Annotated in this window: 20 protein-coding genes; 1 reads left to right on the plus strand and 19 read right to left on the minus strand. The window is 66.1% G+C overall.

Annotated elements, in window-relative coordinates:
• Nucleotides 1-46 precede the first annotated feature (46 nt).
• From MUN73_RS08385 to MUN73_RS08445, 13 genes are all read right to left on the minus strand, one after another.
• Nucleotides 47-1,114, minus strand: coding sequence for an alpha/beta hydrolase (locus MUN73_RS08385; protein ID WP_250140009.1), 1,068 nt, complete (start codon nt 1,112-1,114; stop codon nt 47-49).
• Between the two features lie 89 nt (nt 1,115-1,203).
• The gene (locus tag MUN73_RS08390) at nt 1,204-1,686 is read right to left on the minus strand and encodes a PTS fructose transporter subunit IIB (protein ID WP_250140010.1); all 483 of its coding nucleotides are present in this window, start codon (nt 1,684-1,686) and stop codon (nt 1,204-1,206) included.
• An 88-nt stretch (nt 1,687-1,774) separates the two neighbouring features.
• Nucleotides 1,775-2,047 (minus strand): HPr family phosphocarrier protein, encoded by a 273-nt coding sequence (locus MUN73_RS08395; protein ID WP_250140011.1) that lies wholly within the window; start codon nt 2,045-2,047, stop codon nt 1,775-1,777.
• On the minus strand, nt 2,047-2,505 hold the full coding sequence (locus MUN73_RS08400) for a PTS sugar transporter subunit IIA (protein ID WP_250140012.1): 459 nt from the start codon (nt 2,503-2,505) through the stop codon (nt 2,047-2,049). The genes MUN73_RS08395 and MUN73_RS08400 overlap by 1 nt, the downstream gene beginning before the upstream one ends.
• Before the next feature lie 29 nt (nt 2,506-2,534).
• Nucleotides 2,535-3,662 carry a PTS fructose transporter subunit IIC gene (locus MUN73_RS08405; protein ID WP_321575759.1) on the minus strand — a complete coding sequence of 376 codons (1,128 nt, stop codon included), beginning with the start codon at nt 3,660-3,662 and terminating at the stop codon, nt 2,535-2,537.
• 3 nt (nt 3,663-3,665) lie between these two features.
• A complete protein-coding gene (gene pfkB / locus MUN73_RS08410) occupies nt 3,666-4,574 on the minus strand; it encodes a 1-phosphofructokinase (RefSeq protein ID WP_250140014.1) in 909 nt (302 codons plus the stop codon).
• The gene (gene glpR, locus MUN73_RS08415; RefSeq protein WP_250140015.1) at nt 4,571-5,332 is read right to left on the minus strand and encodes an HTH-type transcriptional regulator GlpR; all 762 of its coding nucleotides are present in this window, start codon (nt 5,330-5,332) and stop codon (nt 4,571-4,573) included. The genes pfkB and glpR overlap by 4 nt, the downstream gene beginning before the upstream one ends.
• A gap of 53 nt (nt 5,333-5,385) precedes the next feature.
• Nucleotides 5,386-5,586: a hypothetical protein gene (locus MUN73_RS08420; protein WP_250140016.1), complete on the minus strand. Its 201-nt coding sequence runs from the start codon at nt 5,584-5,586 to the stop codon at nt 5,386-5,388.
• Nucleotides 5,583-6,710, minus strand: a complete 1,128-nt coding sequence (locus MUN73_RS08425; protein ID WP_250140017.1) for an ABC transporter ATP-binding protein — start codon at nt 6,708-6,710, stop codon at nt 5,583-5,585. Before MUN73_RS08425 ends, MUN73_RS08420 begins: the two co-directional genes overlap by 4 nt.
• A 48-nt stretch (nt 6,711-6,758) precedes the next feature.
• A complete protein-coding gene (locus tag MUN73_RS08430; protein WP_250140018.1) occupies nt 6,759-7,679 on the minus strand; it encodes a carbohydrate ABC transporter permease in 921 nt (306 codons plus the stop codon).
• Nucleotides 7,676-8,605, minus strand: a complete 930-nt coding sequence (locus MUN73_RS08435) for a carbohydrate ABC transporter permease (RefSeq protein WP_250140019.1) — start codon at nt 8,603-8,605, stop codon at nt 7,676-7,678. Before MUN73_RS08435 ends, MUN73_RS08430 begins: the two co-directional genes overlap by 4 nt.
• A 42-nt stretch (nt 8,606-8,647) precedes the next feature.
• Nucleotides 8,648-9,916: a sugar ABC transporter substrate-binding protein gene (locus MUN73_RS08440; RefSeq protein ID WP_250140020.1), complete on the minus strand. Its 1,269-nt coding sequence runs from the start codon at nt 9,914-9,916 to the stop codon at nt 8,648-8,650.
• Between the two features lie 302 nt (nt 9,917-10,218).
• Nucleotides 10,219-11,199 carry an isocitrate/isopropylmalate dehydrogenase family protein gene (locus tag MUN73_RS08445; RefSeq protein WP_250140021.1) on the minus strand — a complete coding sequence of 327 codons (981 nt, stop codon included), beginning with the start codon at nt 11,197-11,199 and terminating at the stop codon, nt 10,219-10,221.
• Nucleotides 11,200-11,371: 172 nt separating this feature from the next.
• On the opposite strand from MUN73_RS08445, the gene MUN73_RS08450 reads away from it, so the two are divergent.
• Nucleotides 11,372-11,752, plus strand: a complete 381-nt coding sequence (locus MUN73_RS08450) for a CBS domain-containing protein (RefSeq protein ID WP_250140022.1) — start codon at nt 11,372-11,374, stop codon at nt 11,750-11,752.
• Between the two features lie 115 nt (nt 11,753-11,867).
• On the opposite strand, the gene leuD is transcribed toward MUN73_RS08450, so the two are convergent.
• The 6 genes from leuD to ilvB are packed head-to-tail and all read right to left on the minus strand — an operon-like array spanning nt 11,868 to nt 17,749.
• Nucleotides 11,868-12,503 carry a 3-isopropylmalate dehydratase small subunit gene (leuD, locus tag MUN73_RS08455; protein WP_250140023.1) on the minus strand — a complete coding sequence of 212 codons (636 nt, stop codon included), beginning with the start codon at nt 12,501-12,503 and terminating at the stop codon, nt 11,868-11,870.
• Nucleotides 12,496-13,926: a 3-isopropylmalate dehydratase large subunit gene (gene leuC / locus MUN73_RS08460; protein WP_250140024.1), complete on the minus strand. Its 1,431-nt coding sequence runs from the start codon at nt 13,924-13,926 to the stop codon at nt 12,496-12,498. The genes leuD and leuC overlap by 8 nt, the downstream gene beginning before the upstream one ends.
• Complete coding sequence (locus MUN73_RS08465) at nt 13,923-14,207, minus strand: DUF7989 family protein (RefSeq protein WP_250140025.1); 285 nt, start codon at nt 14,205-14,207, stop codon at nt 13,923-13,925. Before MUN73_RS08465 ends, leuC begins: the two co-directional genes overlap by 4 nt.
• A gap of 23 nt (nt 14,208-14,230) precedes the next feature.
• A complete protein-coding gene (gene ilvC, locus MUN73_RS08470) occupies nt 14,231-15,277 on the minus strand; it encodes a ketol-acid reductoisomerase (protein ID WP_250140026.1) in 1,047 nt (348 codons plus the stop codon).
• Complete coding sequence (gene ilvN, locus MUN73_RS08475; protein WP_250140027.1) at nt 15,270-15,935, minus strand: acetolactate synthase small subunit; 666 nt, start codon at nt 15,933-15,935, stop codon at nt 15,270-15,272. Before ilvN ends, ilvC begins: the two co-directional genes overlap by 8 nt.
• Entirely contained in the window at nt 15,932-17,749 is a 1,818-nt protein-coding gene (gene ilvB, locus MUN73_RS08480; RefSeq protein WP_250140028.1) for a biosynthetic-type acetolactate synthase large subunit, read from the minus strand. The genes ilvN and ilvB overlap by 4 nt, the downstream gene beginning before the upstream one ends.
• Between the last annotated feature and the right edge of the window lie 201 nt (nt 17,750-17,950).

The following is a 17,950-nucleotide window of genomic DNA, read 5'->3' on the forward strand; positions in this document are numbered from 1 at the left end:
ACAGCGGTCCGTATGAACCGACTGCGGAGCGCCGAGTCGACGGCAGTTACTCGAGAAATTCCACCAGACGGTCCATGAAGTCCCCCGGTACCTCGACGTGCGGCGTGTGGCCGGTGTTGCCGAAGACGACCTCCTCGTACTCGCCGCCGCGATCGGCGTAGGTGTCGAGGACGGCCCTGGTCTGGTCGACCATGGGTTGCGGCGGGAAGACGTCCTCGCCGGGCCACCCGGGGACCTGTCCCATCCGGCCGAGCGTCCCGAGGTCGAACATGGATTCGTTGGAGACGATCTGGTCGGAGTCGCCGCGAATCCAGAGCACGGGCGGTTTCTCGTGGTCCTCGACGTCGGCGATCTCGTCGAGCGTGCAGTACTTCGGCGAGACGGCGTTGTTCACCCCGGTGTCGCCCGGGGCGACCCCCGGCCAGTTCTCGCTCTCGATCGCCGACCCCGGGTAGTTCTCGTCGCCCGTGACCGTATCGAGCATCCCGGTCAGGTACGACTCCTCGCGATCGGGGTCGAACTCGTGGGTCGGATCGACGTAGTAGGTCCGCAGGATCTTCCGCGGCGAGGCCTCGCCCGACGGGTCCCGCACGCGATCGGCGAGCGCCGAGACGAACTCGTCGTTGCCGATGCCGCCGCCCGACCCGGCGTAGTCGTCGAAACACGGCGTCCCCTCGACGTCTTTCGTCCCGCCGAACCCGTACGGCGAGACCGGGTTGACGAGTACGAGCGCGTCGACCACGTCGGGGTGGTCGATCGCGTACCGCATCGCGACGCCGCCGCCGATCGACCACCCGACGAGGGTCACCGGCCCGTCGATTTCGAGGGCAGTGAGAACGGCACGCAGGTCGCCCGCAAAATCGCCGAGACCGTTCGTCGCGTCGACCGGCTTCGTCTCCGAATCGCCGTACCCTCGCATGTCGGGCGCGATCCCGTGATACGTCGCCGGCAGGTCGACGAGCGTGTCCTCGAAGAATCGCGACGAGGAGACGTTCCCGTGCAGGAAGACGACCGACGGCCCGTCAGGATCGCCCGCCTCGAGGACGTGGGTCTCGAGGCGATCGGTCTCGACGACGCGGGAGTCGACGCCGGCACGGGTGTCGTCTCGGGTCATGGCCGGCGCTACCACGTTCCCCGTGTTAAGTCTCCGGCCGGAACGATCGGAAACGACCGTCGCGTCTACCCCTCGGAGACGGAACCGGATCAGGAAAACAGCCGCTTGAGGCGCGCGAACAGTCCGCTCGATCGATCCTCGCCACGGCGTGAGGTGGCAGACAGGCCAACCGGATCGGCGGCAGGCCTGCCATCGGAAGCAGTATCCGAGTCGCTATCGTCGGTCGCTTCGGTCGACTCCGCGTCGTCGGTCGCCGCGGTCGCGTGACTGTCGGCTTCCGCGATCGCCCGTTCGAGAAGCCCCTCGGCGTCGGCGATAGCGTCTTTCACCGACCCCTCGACGAGCGGTTTTCCCTCGAAGCGGTCGCGCGTGATCGACGTGTCGGTGGCGACGATGACGGCGTCGGCCGCCGCGATCGCCTCGCTCGAGAGTTCGTTCTCCTGGCCCATGGCCCCCTGCACCTCGACGTCGATCGCGTGATCGTTCGCCGCCGCGACCTGCTCCAGGTTCTCGGCTGCCATCTGACAGTGCGCGATCCCGGTCGGACAGGACGTAACTGCGACGAACTTCATGTGTTACCGCTCCGCTACGTACTCACGAACCGTAGTCTTCGTGGTCGTCTCGATCGCCCGGTTCGCGTGCTCGTCTCCGGACGCGGCCTCAAGTTTCGGATTCCGCTTCGGGGGACGAGAGGACCGCCTCGAGCGCGTCGAGCGCCGCCTCGGCGTCGTCTCCTTCGGCGACGATTCGAACGTCGGCCCCGCTCGCGACGCCGAGACTCGTGACGGCGAGCACGCTCGCCGCGTTCACCGGGTCGCCGTCGACGGGCGCGACCTGCACGTCCGCGTCGAACCGGGTCGCGGTCTCGACGAACGTCGCCGCCGGGCGCGCGTGGAGTCCGTCCGCCGGGACGACGGTGACGATTCGCTCCATCACGCGACCGCCTCCACGAGGGTGGCCCGGACCTCCGCGGGGGACGCCGCGTCGTGCAGACCCGCGCGCACGTCGTCGTGCATGAGCGCACGCGAGAGCGAACTGAGTATCGAGAGGTGGGCCTCGGTGCTGTCGGACGGGACGAGCAACAGGAACAGCAGCGTCGCCGGCGCTCCGTCCATCGTGTCGATGTCGATGCCCTCGTCTGAGCGGGCGAACACGATGGTCGGCTGGACGACGGCGTCGGTCTTTGCGTGGAACAGGCCGATTCCCTTCCCGATCCCGGCCGCCGTCTCCGCTTCCCGCGCGAGCAGGGCCTCGAGCGCGGCGCTCCGGTCCGCGACCCGATCGGCCTCGACGGCGCGATCGAGGAGGTACTCGATGCACGCGTCCTTGCTCGTCGGCGGTTCCTGGAGCGTGAGTAGCTCCGGCGCGAGTACGGCGTCGATGTCGTCCATGGGCGTAGTATACTGGTACTGTGGTTTAGTTAGTCGCTCTTCCGGACCGCCTCGATCGCGGCCGCGTTTTCCTCGTACTCGGGTTTGACGACCGTCACTATCGCGGCCGTGACGGCCGTCCCGAGGGCGAGACACGCCAGGAACAGGAGCCAGCTGTTCGCGAGGAAGACGACGAGGATGCCGCCGTGGGGCGCGGGCATCGTGACCCCGAGCCACATCGCAGTGGCGGCCGCGGTCGCGCTCCCCATCACGATGCTCGGAACGACCCGTCCCGGATCGGCCGTTGCGTAGGGGAGCACGCCCTCGGTGACGAACGACAGTCCCATCGGCACGGCGGCCCTGGCGGTTTCGTAGCGCTCCTCGGGGTACTTGTGCGGAGCGACGACGGTCGACAGTGCGAGTCCGAGCGGTGGCACCATCCCGGCGATCATCACCGCTGCCATCGGCCCGTAGATCTGCTCGGTGATCAGCGTCACGGCGAATACGTACGCGACCTTGTTGACGGGACCGCCACTATCGATCGCGATCATCGCGCCAAGGATGCCCCCGTACGCGAGCGCCTCCAGACCGGCCGCGTCCCGGGAGAGGGCGGTGAGCCACTCGGTCGCGAGTGCGAGCGGTGGCGCGAGCAGAAAGATGACGACGGGAGCGAGCAGCCCGGTTACGAGGACCGGAAGCAAGAGCACGGGTACGAGCGGTTCGACGGTGTCCGGCACGTCGACACGAGCGAAACGGTCGACGAGCGCCCCCGCAAGCAGGCCAACGCCGAGCGCGCCGAGAAAGCCGACCCCCGTCCCGCCGGTCTCGATGCCGACGATCCGTCCCGCTTGCTCGACGACCGCACCCTCCTGGACGATCGCGGTGAGGACGAACCCCGGCGCGAGACCGGGTCGATCGGCGATTCCGTAGGCGACGTACGCGCCGAACACGGGAACCACGAGCGCGAGACCCGCGCGGCCGATTTCGGCGAGGAACCACGCGAGAGTACCCGGCTGCTCGAGCGCACCGTCCCCGCCGACGACGCGGGCGACGGCGAGGAAGACGCCGCCGATAGTGACGAAGGGAATCATGAAGCTCACCCCGGTCATGAGATCCCTCCGCACCGACCTGAGGTGGGTGGAGATCGCAGTCGTAACGGACGTGGGCTTCTCTGTCACGGGTCACCTCGTGAAGAGGGGAACGTCGGTCGACTCCGAACGGACGCCGGACATCTCGGGAACGGTCGTTCCCGGAACCGAAACGACCTCGGCGGCGACGGTCACGCCCATGCGAAGGGCGGCGGTTCCGGACTGGCCGCGCGCGAACGTCGAGAGGACGCCCGCGAGTAGCGCGTCGCCCGCGCCGACGGTGTCGACGACCTCGACGTTCCGGGAGTCCGCCCGGTAGACGCCCTCCGGTGAGGCCAGCAACGCGCCATCCTCGCCAAGCGACGCGACGACGTGTTCGAACCCCTCCTCGCGGAGCGACTGGGCCGCCTCTACGCACTCCTCGACGGAGTGAACCGGCATTCCCGTCGCCGTCCCGAGTTCGCGACGGTTGGGCTTGCACGCGAAGTACTCGCTTCGAAGTCCCTTCAGCAGATCCCCCTGAACGTCCACGACGGTCCGCCACGAACCGGCGCTGGCGATGCGATCGATCGTCGCCGGACCCAGGTTCGGCGGGAGGCTTCCCGCGACGACGACCATCTCGGGGTCGTGCTCGCTGACCTTCGCGACGACCTCCCGAATGGTCTCCTTCTTGACGTTGTGGCCCGACTGGTTGATCTTGTACTCCTCCTCGTCGCTGAGGATCGTCGTGTTGAGGCGCGTACACCCGCCCATCTCGACGAAGTCGTTCGGGATCTTCTGGCGGGCGAGTTGCTCCTCGATGTACGACCCCAGGAAGCCGCCGGTGAGACCGGTCGCCACCGTCTCGACGCCGAGGCCGTGGAGGTACTTCGAGACGTTGATCCCCTTGCCGCCGGGGTCGTACTGGGACATGCTCGCCCGCTTGACCACGTCGGCATCGAGGTCCCCCTCGACGGTGATCGTGTGATCGACGGCGGGATTGAGGGTGACGGTCAGGATCACCGGACCACCCCGTCGACGACGTCGACGCCGGCCGCCTCGAACGGTTCGCGCTGCTCGTCGGGTAGCGTCGCGTCGGTCACGAACACGTCGATGTCCGCGAGGTCGGCGAAGTGGACGAAACTCCGCCGGCCGAGTTTGGAGCCGTCCGAGACGAGGACGACTCGCTGAGATTTCTCCACCATCAGCGACTTCATCCGCGCTTCGTCCTCGTTCGGCGTCGTCAGGCCCGCATCGGGGTGGATGGCGTTCGTCCCGAGGAAGACGGTGTCGAAGTTCGTCCGCTCGAGGAACTGCTCGCCGGTGGGCCCCACCAGCGCCCAGGTCTGTTCGCGAAGCGTTCCGCCGGTCAGCTTCACGTCGCCGCGTTCGCCCAGTTCCATCGCGATCAGTGGGGAGTTCGTCGCCGCGATGAACTCGACGTCAGGGGCGGCCTTCGCGACCTCGATGGTCGTCGTGCCGGAGTCGAAGAAGACGACCTGTCCCGCGTGGATTTCCCCGGCCGCGCGGTCGCCGATGGCGCGTTTCGCCTCGAGGTTCTGGACCTGTTTCTGGCTGTACGTTCGTTCCTCGGCGACGCTCGACGTCGGGAGCGCACCGCCGTGAGAGCGCTCGATCAGTCCGTCCGACTCGAGATCCTGCAGATCGCGGCGGATCGTCGCCTCGGAGACGCCGAGTTCCTCGGCGAGTTCGGTGACGGTCCGTCCGTTCTCTGCCGAGACGACCTCGACGATCTCGCGTTTCCGTTGTTTGGGTAGCATACCTGAGCGGGGAGAGAGCTGTTCGTTAGGCTAGGAGTTTCGACCCCGTGACCTTATGTGTTCTTGAACGTTTCTGACCGACTCTGCCTGCTGGAGAGGACGGTGAGAGCGAACGTGACGATCGCGCCGACGCCGGCGACGATCGCACCGCCGTAGATCCCCTGCAGGTAGTTGTACGTCGCGATCAGGACGAGCGCGACACCGAGGGCCAGCGGGGCGAACTCCGCGAGCGTCTCCGTGTCGATCGCCGTCACGCGAGTTGTTCTCCGCTTTCCGCCTCGGTCTCGTGCTCGCGATCGAACGTGAGCGACTCGCCGGACTCGGAGTCGAAATAGTGGAGCGAGCGGCGATCGAACTCGACGCTGACGCGGTCGTCGACCTCGACCGGTCCCCCCGGTTCGATCGACGCCTTCATCGTCGTCCCGTTGCCCAGGCCGAGTTCGAGCACGGTCTTTTCGCCCTGCGGTTCGACGACGTTGACCGTCGCCGGCAGTCCGTCCGGCCGCAGGGTTACGTCCTCGGGGCGGACCCCGAGGACGACGTCGTCGCCGATCGAGTCCTCGAGCGCCCAGTGGTACTCGTCGGGCACCTCGTGCTGGAACGAGTCGAGGTCGACGGCGAGGCCGTCCTCGTGGCGGCGAACCGTTCCCTCGAGGAAGTTCATGCTCGGCGACCCCAGGAAGTCCGCGACGAACAGGTTCCGCGGGTTGGAATAGACGAACGTCGGCGGACCGACCTGCTGGATCTGGCCGTCGTTCATGACGGCGATCTGGTCGCCCAGCGTCATCGCCTCGACCTGGTCGTGGGTGACGTACACCGTCGTCGTCGAGAGTTTGTCGTGGAGTTTGTTCAACTCGGCGCGCATCTGGACGCGGAGCTTCGCGTCGAGGTTGGACAGCGGTTCGTCCATCAGGAAGACGTCCGGTTTGCGGACGATCGCGCGCCCGAGCGCGACCCGCTGTTGCTGCCCGCCGGAGAGTTCGGCCGGCTTCCGATCCAGCAGGTCGTCGATCTGGAGCAAGTTCGCGGCCTCCGCGACGCGCTCCTGGATCGTCTCCTCGTCGACGCCCTGCTGTTCCAGCCCGAAGCGCATGTTCCCGCGGACCGTCTTGTGCGGGTAGAGCGCGTAGTTCTGGAACACCATGGCGATGTCGCGCTCGTACGCGCGTCGGTCGTTGACGACCTCGTCGCCGATCTCGATCGTCCCGCCGCTCGCACGCTCCAGGCCGGCGACCAGCCGCAGCGTCGTCGTCTTGCCACAGCCCGACGGGCCCACCAGCACGGTAAAACTCTCGTCGGGAATCTCGAGCGAGACGCCGTCGACGGCGACGATGTCGTCGAACCGCTTTACCAGATCGTCGAGACGTACTTCAGCCATCTATACCACCGCCCGTAGTCGTGTGTCGTAGGTGCATTGATTTCGAACTCATTCTTTCACCGCGCCCTGCGTCAGGCCGCTCACGATGTACCGCTGGAAGAACAACCCGAACAGGATGCCGGGTAGCGCGGCGATCATGCCGCCAGCGGCGAGGTGTGACCAGTCGACGAAGTCGTCGGCGACGAACAGGGAGACGGCGATCGGTAACGTCTGGGAGGCTTCGCTCCGGGTGAGCACCAGTGCGAAGATGAACTCGTTCCACGAGAAGATGAACGCGAGGATCGCCGTGGCGGCGATCCCGGGTTTGGCAACTGGGAGGATGATTTTCACGAACGCCTCCCAGGTGGAACAGCCGTCGACCTTCGCCTGTTCGTCGAGCGACGTCGGCACCCCGTCGAAGTAGTTCTTCATGATCCAGACCGCGAACGGCAGGTTGAAGAACGTGTACGTCAGGATGAGCGCCACTCGCGTGTCGGTCAAGTTGCCCGTCAGCCCGCCGATCAGCGGCGGACTCGACATGATCTGGAAGAACGGCACGATCAGCGCGATCGGCGGAATCATCCGCGCCGCGACGATCGAGAGCAACAGCGCCTTGTTCCCGAGGAAATCGTGTCGCGAGAACGTGTACCCGGTCATCGTGCCCAGCGTGACGCAGATGACGGTCGTGGTCGTCGCGACGATCAGGCTGTTGATCGTGTACGCCTCGAACGGCCGATTCCGGAAGATGTCGACGTAGTTCTGTGCCGTCGGCTCCTGCGGGAAGAACGTGATCGGGAGCGTGAGAACCTCGCTCTGGGTCTTCAGGCTGGTGATGAAGATGTAGTATATCGGGAACCAGATGACGACCACGTACAGGAGCAACAACCCGTACGCGAGCAGGCGTTCCCTGACGACGCTCGGCCACACGTCGTCCGTGTTGAGACCGAGGCGCGTAGCGACTCGACTGAAGTTTGAATCTTTCGTGCTCATGAATCGTAGGGTGTCCCTCCGAAGACCGAGTAGAGGATCGCCACGATGGCGAACGTGACCGCCAGCATGATGACGCCCAGCGCGGCTCCCTCACCGGTTCGCTGGAACTCCATCGACGTGCGGTAGAGCCAGGAGGCCCACACCTCGGTGGACTTCCCGGGGCCGCCCTTCGTCATCACCCAGACCAGATCGAGCGCCCTGATGTCGAAGATGATGCGGATCGTCAGTGCGACCAGGATCGACGGTTTCAGGAACGGATACGTGACGTTCCGGAACCGCGACCAGCGGCTCGCGCCGTCCACTTCGGCGGCGTCGTACAGTTGCTCAGGGACGTTCTGGAGGCCCGCGAGCAGGATGATCACGATGAACGGCGTGAACACCCAGATGTCGGCAATAATCAACGCCATCATCGCGAGCGTTCCGTCCGACAGGAACGCGATCTTCTCCGAAAGCAGGCCCGTCTGGACGAGGAGGCCGTTTATCGCGCCGTTTTTCGCCTCGAACATCCAGCGCCACATGAGCCCGCTCATCACGTAGGGGAGGATCCACGGGACGATCACGGCCGTCCGGAACCACCCGCGTCCCTTGAGGTCCTTGTTGAGCAGGATCGCGATGCCGAGGCCGAGCAGGAACGAAAACGTGACGCTGCAGCCGACGTAGATGATGGTGTTCTTCGTGAACGCGATGAAACTCGGGTTCAACATGCCCAGCGTGCCGCTGGGGTCGAGTAGCAGTCGTTTGAAGTTCCGCAGGCCCACGAACTCCGACTCTCGGGTGAGCGGATTCTCCCAGAACAGGCTCGACCACAGGAGCTTGAGCGTCGGATAGACGATGATCGCGGCGATCCAGATCAGCGTCGGACCGACCGTCAACGGAACGAACAACCGGTCGAGCGTTCGTCGTAGCGACTTCTCTGTCGTTTCCATGATGTTTGTGTTACTCTGGCGGGGATAGTCGTCGACTGTGCCTTACAGGAGGCCGATGTCCTGGTAGAGACGGGTGACGTTCGACTGGGCGTCCTCCAGCGCCGTCTGCGGGTCTTTCTCGCCGAGCAGGGCCGGCGTGATCTGCTCGTCGATGTAGTCGTCGACCTGCGGCTGCTGGATGTAGGTCTCGCTCTTCGCGTGCTCGAGGTTGTACTTCATGTCCTCGAGGAGCCAGGACGGGTACTCGTCCTGGATCTCGTCGTCATCGTAGACGTCGGGGACGACGCAGGGGTTGCCCTCGACGAGCATGTTGTTCTTACAGGACTCCCGGGTCGTCATGAACTCGGCAAACTTCCGGGCCGCGGCCTTGTTCTCCGAGAACGCCGAGATACTGATCCCGTTGGTGTCCTGGAAGGTGGCGCGGCCACCCGGCCCCTCCGGGGGCTTCGCGCTCCCGACACGCTCCTCGCCCCACTCCTCGATCGCTCGCGAACCCAGCGGCGTCCACGATTCGACGGTCGCGAACTCGCCAGCGATGAACGCATCGCCGACGGGTCCTTCGCCCATGCTCGAGATGCCGTCGGGGAGGATTCCCTCGTCACGGAGGTCTATGACGAACTCCATCGCCTGCTGGCCCTCGTCGCCCGCGAACACCGGTTCGTTGTCGTCGTTGAACAGCGACCCGCCAGCCTGGTAGATCAGCTGTTTGAACGTGAACACGGACTTGTCGGCCCACGTGAGCCCGAACCCGGCACGACTGCCGTCGCTCAGGTCGCCCCCCATTTCCAGCACCTCGTCCCAGGTGTCCGGCGCGGTCTCCACGACCTCCGTGTCGTAGAGGAACGAGCCCCACTTCCCGAACTCGGGCGCCATGTACGGGTCGCCGTCGAAGGTGACGAGGTCGACGAGACTGTCCGGGAACTTGTCCATGTGTTCGTCCGAGAGGTCGATCGGTTCGAGCCAGCCGGCGTTGACGAAATCGGCGAGCCACCAGGTCGGCCCGTTGAACGCGTCGACCTTCGGGCTCTGGCTGTTGAAAATCGTCGTCAGGCTGGTTTTCAGGTTCGCCCAGGGCACCTCGTTGACGTTGACGGTGATGCCGGTTTCCTCCTCGAACCGCTCGATGTTGGCTTCGGTCCCCTGGTCGAACTCGAGGCTCCCCGCGTTGTAGAACGTGATCTCGTCGGCCATTTCGCCGTCGTCCGTCTCCGAATCGTCCCCCAGACAACCCGTGAGGCCCACGATACTGGTGGCGCTCAGCGCACCTGTCGTCTTCATGACCGTCCGCCGTGAGTGCCGTTTGGATGGCATACCATCACACATTCAAAGAGGTAGTAATAAAACTTGCGCAATTTCAATCATTTACGATCAAGCACACATAAAATCAAAAACCTCCTGCGCGTATATGGCTGTTCGATCGACGAACTACGATCGGGCGAGCCTGCAGAAGGGTCGAAATCCGGGAACGACCGCTGGTTCTAGGGCGATTAGCGGGTCGAACGAGAAACGGCGACGCGAACCGATCCACCGAACGGTTCAGTCGGGAACGCGTCCCGATCGCGACGCGCGGTCAACAGAAACGATCACGGGCAGTCAAATTCGAACAGGCCGCGTTACAACCGATCGATGATCGCGTTCGTCACGTCGCTGGTCGAGGCGTCACCGCCGAGGTCGGGCGTCCGCGGCCCCTCTGCGAGCGTGGTCTCGACCGCCGCCTGAACGGCCTCGCTCTCCTCCTCGTGACCGAGGTAGTCGAGCATCATCGCGGCGGAGATGATCTTCGCGGCCGGGTTCGCGACCTCGTCGCCGGCGATGTCCGGAGCGGTGCCGTGGACGGGTTCGAACAGGGCCCGATCGGGGCCGACGTTGGCGCTGGGCAACAGGCCGAGTCCGCCGACGAGGCCGGCGGCGAGGTCCGAGAGCACGTCGCCCGCGAGGTTCGGGCAGACGACGACGTCGAACTGCGCCGGGTCGAGACAGACGTGGGTCGCGAAGGCGTCCATCAGCACCTCGTCGGTCTCGACGCCGCGCTCCTCGGCCACCTCGGCGACGGTGTCGCGGAAGAGGCCGTCCGTCTCGCGCATCACGTTCGCCTTGTGGGCGATCGTGAACCCGTCGTGCTCACTGTCTTCGACGTAGTCGCAGGCGAACTCGGCGAGACGCCGGGACGCGGACTGCGTCGTGACCCGGGTCAGCGTCGCGACGTCCTCGGTGAGTCGGTCCTCGATCCCCGCGTAGACGCCCTCGGTGTTCTCCCGGAGGAAGACCAGATCCGTCTCGGGACGGACGGCGTCGATGCCCGGGTACGCCTTCGCCGGCCGGACGTTGACGAACGAGTCGACCGCCTCGCGGAGCGGCAGGATCACGTCCGCGGCCGTCTCGCCGGCCGCGCCGAACAGCGTCGCGTCGGCCGACGCCGCGAGGTCGTAGGTCTCCTGCGGTAGCGCCTCGCCCGTCGCTTCTTTCACCGCGTCGCCGGCCTCGGCCTCGACGAACTCGAAGTCGATGTCGAGCGACTCGAGGACCTCGACCGCGGCGGGTGTCACTTCCTGTCCGATCCCATCGCCCGGAACGACGGCGATTTCGTGAGTCATACCCTACCTCGATGCGGCGCTGCAAAGAGCGTATCGATACCGTCATCGATCGCGCCACGGGATCGCGATCGACGGACTGTCGGTCCCCCGATGAATTTCCCATCGAAGTTCGTGACTATCAGCGGACCGGGCATTCCATACCTCAAAATAGTCGACCTCCGTAGCACGTTGTATGAGTTCGAATGACCGAACCCGAGTCGACGAAGTGATGTCCACGCCGCTCGAGACGATATCGAAGGACGCGACGGTTCAGGACGCCGCGAGACGGATGCGCGACGAGGAAATCAGCGCACTGGTCGTGACGACCCACCCGCCCTCGATCGTCACCAGCACGGACGTGGTTTCGGTCGCCGCCGACGGTCGCGACCCCGGCGAGGTGCCCGTGACCGACGTGATGACGGAGTCAGTCGAGACCGTCCCGCAGGACATCTACCTCGAGGAGATCGCCGCGATGATGACCTCCTTCGGGATCAAACACCTGCCGGTCGTCGACGAGGACGACGAGTACGTCGGGATGGTCTCCTCGACGGACGTCACTGCACAGCTCTCCTGATACGGCCTCCCGTGGGTCAGTTTCGGTGAACCACAGACCGATCGCGATTACACCTGAAACGCGGGACGGCAGACCGTACGACCGATCGAAAAACGCGTCTCCGCGGCGAGTCCCGTTACTCCGCGTCGGGGGTCGCGCGGTCCTCGACGTACGGCAGGTCCTGTGCCAACTTCGCAACTTCGCCCGCGTTGGACTTCATCAGCGCCGTCGTGTCCCAGACGCCCTCGACGAGCGCCTTGCGCTGGGCGTCGTCGACGGTGACGTCGATCGTCTCGCCCCCGTACGTCACTTCTTCGGCCGCGACGTCGATCTCGATCTCGCCGTCGGGGTTCGCGTCGACCCAGTCCTGCAGTTCTTCGATCGTCTCGCTGTCGGCGGTGACGGTCGGGATGCCGAGCGCGAGGCAGTTACCCGCGAAGATCTCGGCGAAGCTCTCGCCGATGATCGCGTCGATCCCCCAGCGCATCAGCGCCTGCGGGGCGTGCTCGCGCGAGGAGCCACAGCCGAAGTTGCTGTTGACCACCATCACCGAGGAGTCCTGGAAGCGCTCCTCGTTCATCGGGTGGTCCTTCTGATCGTCGTTCTCGTCGAACCGCTGGTCGAAGAACGCGAACTCCCCGAGGCCGTCGAAGGTGACGACCTTCATGAACCGCGCGGGGATGATCTGGTCGGTGTCGATGTCGTTGCCCCGGATGGGAACGCCCGTCCCCGACACCGCGTCGACCGACGGGATCTCGAGTTCCTCAGACATCGGCGGTCACCTCCGACTCGGCCAGGTCGCGCACGTCCGTGACTTCGCCGGTGACGGCCGCGGCCGCGACCATCTGCGGGTTCATCAGGACGGTCCGCCCCTCCTTCGAACCCTGGCGACCGACGAAGTTCCGGTTCGACGACGAGGCGGAGGCCTCGTCGCCCTCTAGCTGGTCGTCGTTCATGCCCAGACACATCGAACAGCCGGCGTTGCGCCAGTCGAATCCGGCCTCCTCGAAGATCGCTTTCAGGCCCTCCTCCTCGGCTGCCTCCTGTACTCGTTGGCTGCCGGGGACGACCATCGCGCGGACGTCGTCGTGGACCTGGCGGCCCTCGACGATCGCCGCCGCACGTCGCAGGTCGGGCAGGCGGGCGTTCGTGCAGGATCCGAGGAACGCCACGTCGATGTCGTACCCTTCCATCGTCTCGCCGGGTTCGACGCGCATGTGCTCCTGGGCGCGTCTGGCGGTGTCCTGCTTCTCCGCGGGCAGGTCCTCGGGTGCCGGGATCGGTTCGGTGATGCCGATCCCCTGCCCGGGCGTGGTGCCCCAGGTGACGACCGGTTCGAGTTCGTCCGCGTCGATGTGGACGACGTCGTCGTACTCCGCATCCTCGTCCGAGCGGATCGACTCCCAATAGGGCACCAACTCGTCGAACCGTTCGGGATTCTCCTGGAAGTAGTCGGTCTCTTTCAGCCACTCGTAGGTGGTCTCGTCGGGGTTGACGTAGCCCGCGCGGGCGCCGCCCTCGATCGACATGTTGCAGATCGACATCCGACCCTCCATGCCGAGGTTCTCGATCGCCTCCCCGGCGTACTCGTAGACGTAGCCGACGCCGCCCTCCGTTCCGAGTCGGCGGATGATCTCGAGGATGACGTCCTTGGCCTCGACGCCCTCGCCGAGTTCGCCGTCGATCTGGATCTTGCGGACTTTCTGTTTCTCCATCGCGACGGTGCCCGTCGCGAGCACGTCGCGGATCTGGGAGGTGCCGATCCCGAACGCGAGCGCGCCGAACGCGCCGTGGGTCGAGGTGTGGCTGTCGCCACAGACGATCGTCTTCCCCGGTTGCGTGAGCCCCTGCTCCGGGCCGATGACGTGGACGATCCCCTGGTCGCCGGTCGTCGGATCCGAGAAGTCGATGCCGGCCTCGCGGACGTTCTCCTCGAGTTCGCTCATCATCTCCTCGGCGGCGTCCTCCTCGTAGGGGCGGGACTGGTCGGCCGTCGGGACGATGTGGTCGACCGTCGCGTGGGTGAGTTCGGGGAAGGCGACCTCGAGGTCGCGCTCGCGGAGCATCCCGAATGCCTGCGGACTGGTCACCTCGTGGATGAGGTGGAGGCCGACGAACAGCTGGTCCTGGCCGGTCGGCAGGGTCGTCACCTTGTGCCGATCCCACACCTTGTCGTACAGCGTTCCCTCGCTCATTCTGCGTCCTCTACGTGTTCGCGGCCGCGTTCGAAGACGCGATTGGCGTCGTCGGCGTCCTTCGGCGGCGTGTGATCGACGTCCGCCATCCGGTCAGTCGCCGTCTCGGTCGGTTCGCTAGCTGTGCTCCCGTCGGGATCCGTCGCAGCCGGTTGCCCGCCGTCGGCCGCGACGACGGTCGGTCCGCGGCTGAACAGGCGGCCAGCCGTCTCCCCGGTGTAGGGGTTAGTGTGGCTGACCTCGCCCATCGTGTCCGTGGTGTCGTGCTCGTGTTCGCTCATTGGTTGGGTCTGCGGTCGCGGGGTCAGTCGTCTGCCGGAACTTCCTCGGCGGATTCGGTCGCGTCCTCGTCGGCCCACGCGAACAGGTCGCGCAGTCGCCCGCCGACGTCCTCGATATCGTGGTTCTGCTCGGCCTGGCGAAGCTGGGTGTAGCTCGGGCGGCCGGCCTGGTTCTCGAGGATCCACTCGCGGGCGAACTCGCCGTTCTGGACCTCCTCGAGGACCTCCTCCATGTTCTCGCGTACCGTCTCGTCGACGATCCGATCGCCGCGGGTGAGCCCGCCGTACTCGGCGGTGTCGGAGACGGAGTTCCACATCTCCATGTTCCCACCCTCGTACATCAGATCGACGATGAGTTTGAGCTCGTTCAGGCACTCGAAGTAGGCAATCTCGGGCGAGTAGCCCGCGTCGACCAGCGTCTCGTAGCCGTGCTTGACCAGCGCCGTGACGCCGCCACAGAGGACGGCCTGCTCGCCGAAGAGGTCGGACTCGACCTCCTCCTGGAACGTCGTTTCGATGACGCCCGCGCGGGTGCACCCGATCGCCTTCGCGTACGCGAGGCCACGCTCGTGTGCGTCACCCGTCGTGTCCTGGTAGATCGCCAGCAGACCGGGGGTCCCCTCGTCGTTCTCGTAGTTGCGACGGACGAGGTGGCCCGGACTCTTCGGGGCGACCATCGTCACGTCGACGTCCTCCGGCGGCTGGATCTGGTTGTAGTGGATGTTCAGCCCGTGGGCGAACTGTAGCGTGTCGCCGGCCTCGAGGTTCGGCTCGATCGCGTTCTCGTAGACGTCCGCCTGGACCTCGTCGGGCACGAGGATGGAGACGTAGTTCGCCTGCGCGACCGCCTCCGCCGGCGTCTCGACCGTCAGGCCGTCGGCTTCGGCTGCCGATCGTGACGAGGAACGTTCGCGCAGACCGACGACCACGTCGACCCCGCTTTCGTGGAGGTTCAGCGCGTGGGCGTGGCCCTGGCTGCCGTAGCCGAGCACGGCCACGGTGTCGTCGTCGAGCGTCGATACGTCTGCGTCGTCGTCGTAGTAAATGTCGGTAGTGAATTCGTCAGTCATCGTCTGCTGTGTATGATTGGTCCTGCTGGTTCGCCGTCTCGGCGGCCGATTCGGTCGCGCTCATGGGTGCTGCGGTATCGTCGGTGCCGCGGGCGAGCGCCGTCGTCCCGGTCCGAGAGATTTCGCGGATCCCGAACTGGCTGAAGGTCTCGATCGCCGCCTCGATCTTCTGGCGGGCCCCGGTGATCTCGAAGGTCGCCGTCTCGGGACTCGAGTCGACGGTCTTGGCGTCGTACATGTCCGCGACGGCGTTGACCTGGGCCGGATCGGCGGCGTCGACCTTCACGAGCGCCAGTTCCCGGCGCATCGCGTCGGGCGCGAGCTCGCGCACGGAGATGACCGGCACCAGTTTGCGCAGTTGCTTCTTGACCTGTTCGATGCCGGGGTCGGGTTCTTCGACCACCAGCGTGATTCGGGCCCGATCGTCGTCGTCGGTCGGTCCGACGGTGAGGCTCTCGATGTTGAACTGCCGCCTCGAGAACAGCCCCGAGACGTCCGAAAGCACGCCGGGTTCGTGTTCGACGAGCGCCGAGATCACGGTCCGTCGCGGCTCGTGGGTCGCCTCGACCTCGGGGTCGATGCGGATCCCCTGCTTGTTGCGCCGACCCGCGGGCGTCGGTCGCTCCTCCGGGGCCGGGCCGTCGAGTCCGCGCTTCATAGCTGGTCCTCCGTCAGTGCGAACTGACCGTTGTCGCCGCCGCTCGGAACCATCGGGTAGACGTTCGCCTGCGGGTCGATGTGGACGTCGATCACCGACGGCCCGTCGTAGGCGATCGCCGCCTCGATCGTCTCGGCGACGTCGTCGTAGTCGTCGATTCGGAACCCGCACGCGCCGAAGGCTTCGGCGAGCTTGTCGAACTCGGGCATCCAGTTGTACTCCGACGCGGCGTGGCGGCCCTCGAAGAAGGCGTCCTGCCACTGCCGGACCATGCCGATGTACTCGTTGTTGAGCACGGCGACCGTGATGTCTAAGTTCTCGCGAACGGCCACGGACAGGCCCTGCAACGTCATCAGGAAGGAGCCGTCGCCGTCGACGCAGACGACCTCCTGGTCGTCGTCGGCCGCGAGGCGCGCCCCGATCGCCGCGGGCAGTCCGTACCCCATCGTCCCGAGTCCGTGGCTCGAGACCCACGTCTGGGGCTCGGTGAAGGTCCAGTACTGGCAGGCCCACATCTGGTGTTGCCCGACGCCGGTGGTGACGATCGCGCTGTCGCTCGTGGCCTCGTCCAGGGCCTCGACGACGAACTCCGGCTGGACGGGTTCGTCTTCCGGCGCGTCGTAGGCCATCGAGTAGTCGGACTTCCACTGCTGGCACTGGGCGCGCCACTTCTTCGCCTCCGGTGAGGCGTCGACGGCCGCCGCCAGCTGCTCGACGACGGTTTCGGCGTCGCCGACCAGCGGATAGTCCGCGTGGATGTTCTTCGAGATCTCCGCCGGGTCGATGTCGACGTGGATCAGTTCCGCGTCGGGCGCGAAGGTCTCGATCCCACCCGTCAGTCGGTCGTCGAACCGGGTGCCGATCCCGATCAGGGTGTCACAGTGGGTGATCGCCATGTTGGCGTAGCCCGTGCCGTGCATCCCCGCCATCTCGAGGGAGAGTTCGTGATCCTCGGGGAACGCCCCGAGGCCGGGCATCGTGGTGATGACCGGGATCTCGTGTTCCATGGCGAACTCGCGACAGGCCTCGCTGGCCTCGCCCTTGATGACGCCGCCGCCGAGCAGCATGACCGGTCGGCTCGAGTTCTCGATCCGCTCGGCCGCGGCGTCGACGAGATCCTCGTCGGCCCGTTCCTGGACCTCGTAGGTATCGGGCGTCGTCGGCGCGTCCGGTTCGCGATCGGTCTCGGACTTGGTGACGTCTTTCGGCAGGTCGACCAGGGTCGGTCCCGGTCGGCCCTCGCTTGCGAGGGCGAACGCCTCGCTGACGTCGCTCCCGACCCGATCGGGGTCGGCCGCGAAGGTGTTGTCCTTCGTGATCGGGGTCGTGACGCCGGTGGTGTCCGTCTCCTGGAAGGCGTCGTTGCCGACGAACTCCGTCGGGACCTGGCCCGTCAGGGCGACCATCGGGTCCGAGTCCATGTCGGCGTCCGCGATGCCCGTGACGAGGTTGGTCGCGCCCGGGCCCGACGTGGCGAGACAGATGCCCGGCTCGCCGGAGACGATGCCGTAGGCGTCGGCCGCGTGGGCCGCGCCCTGCTCGTGGGCCATCGTCACGTGAGTGATGTCGGAGTCGTAGAGCGCGTCGTAAACGGGCATGATCGCCCCGCCCTGGACGCCGAAGGCATACTCGACGCCCGCGTTCTCGAGCGCGCGGACGACGGCCTCGGCCCCGCTGGTGACGGGGTCGGTCGTCGTCTCCGACTCGGTGACGTCGTCCGTCTCCGGCGTCGCGCCGTCCGTGATTTCGGCGTCGGCGCGCTGTTCGTCGTCCTGTTCCTCGGTCGGCGTGATCGATGCTGCGCGTTCGCTCATCGAGTATCTCCCGCCGGTGGGCGGCGAGTCGTGGATCCGGGTGTTGGGTATGGTGTCATCTGGTGGATTGCTGGTCGCTGTGGAATCGGTGCGAGTACGGATCGGTGGCGAGTGTGATGAGGGGCGGTTACGCCCCTACAATACGAATAAGAGCGAGCGCGCTGCTGTCGACCGTGCGAGCCGACGTTGACGCGCGGAACC

The organism is Halosolutus amylolyticus, assembly GCF_023566055.1.
Classification (GTDB): domain Archaea; phylum Halobacteriota; class Halobacteria; order Halobacteriales; family Natrialbaceae; genus Halosolutus; species Halosolutus amylolyticus.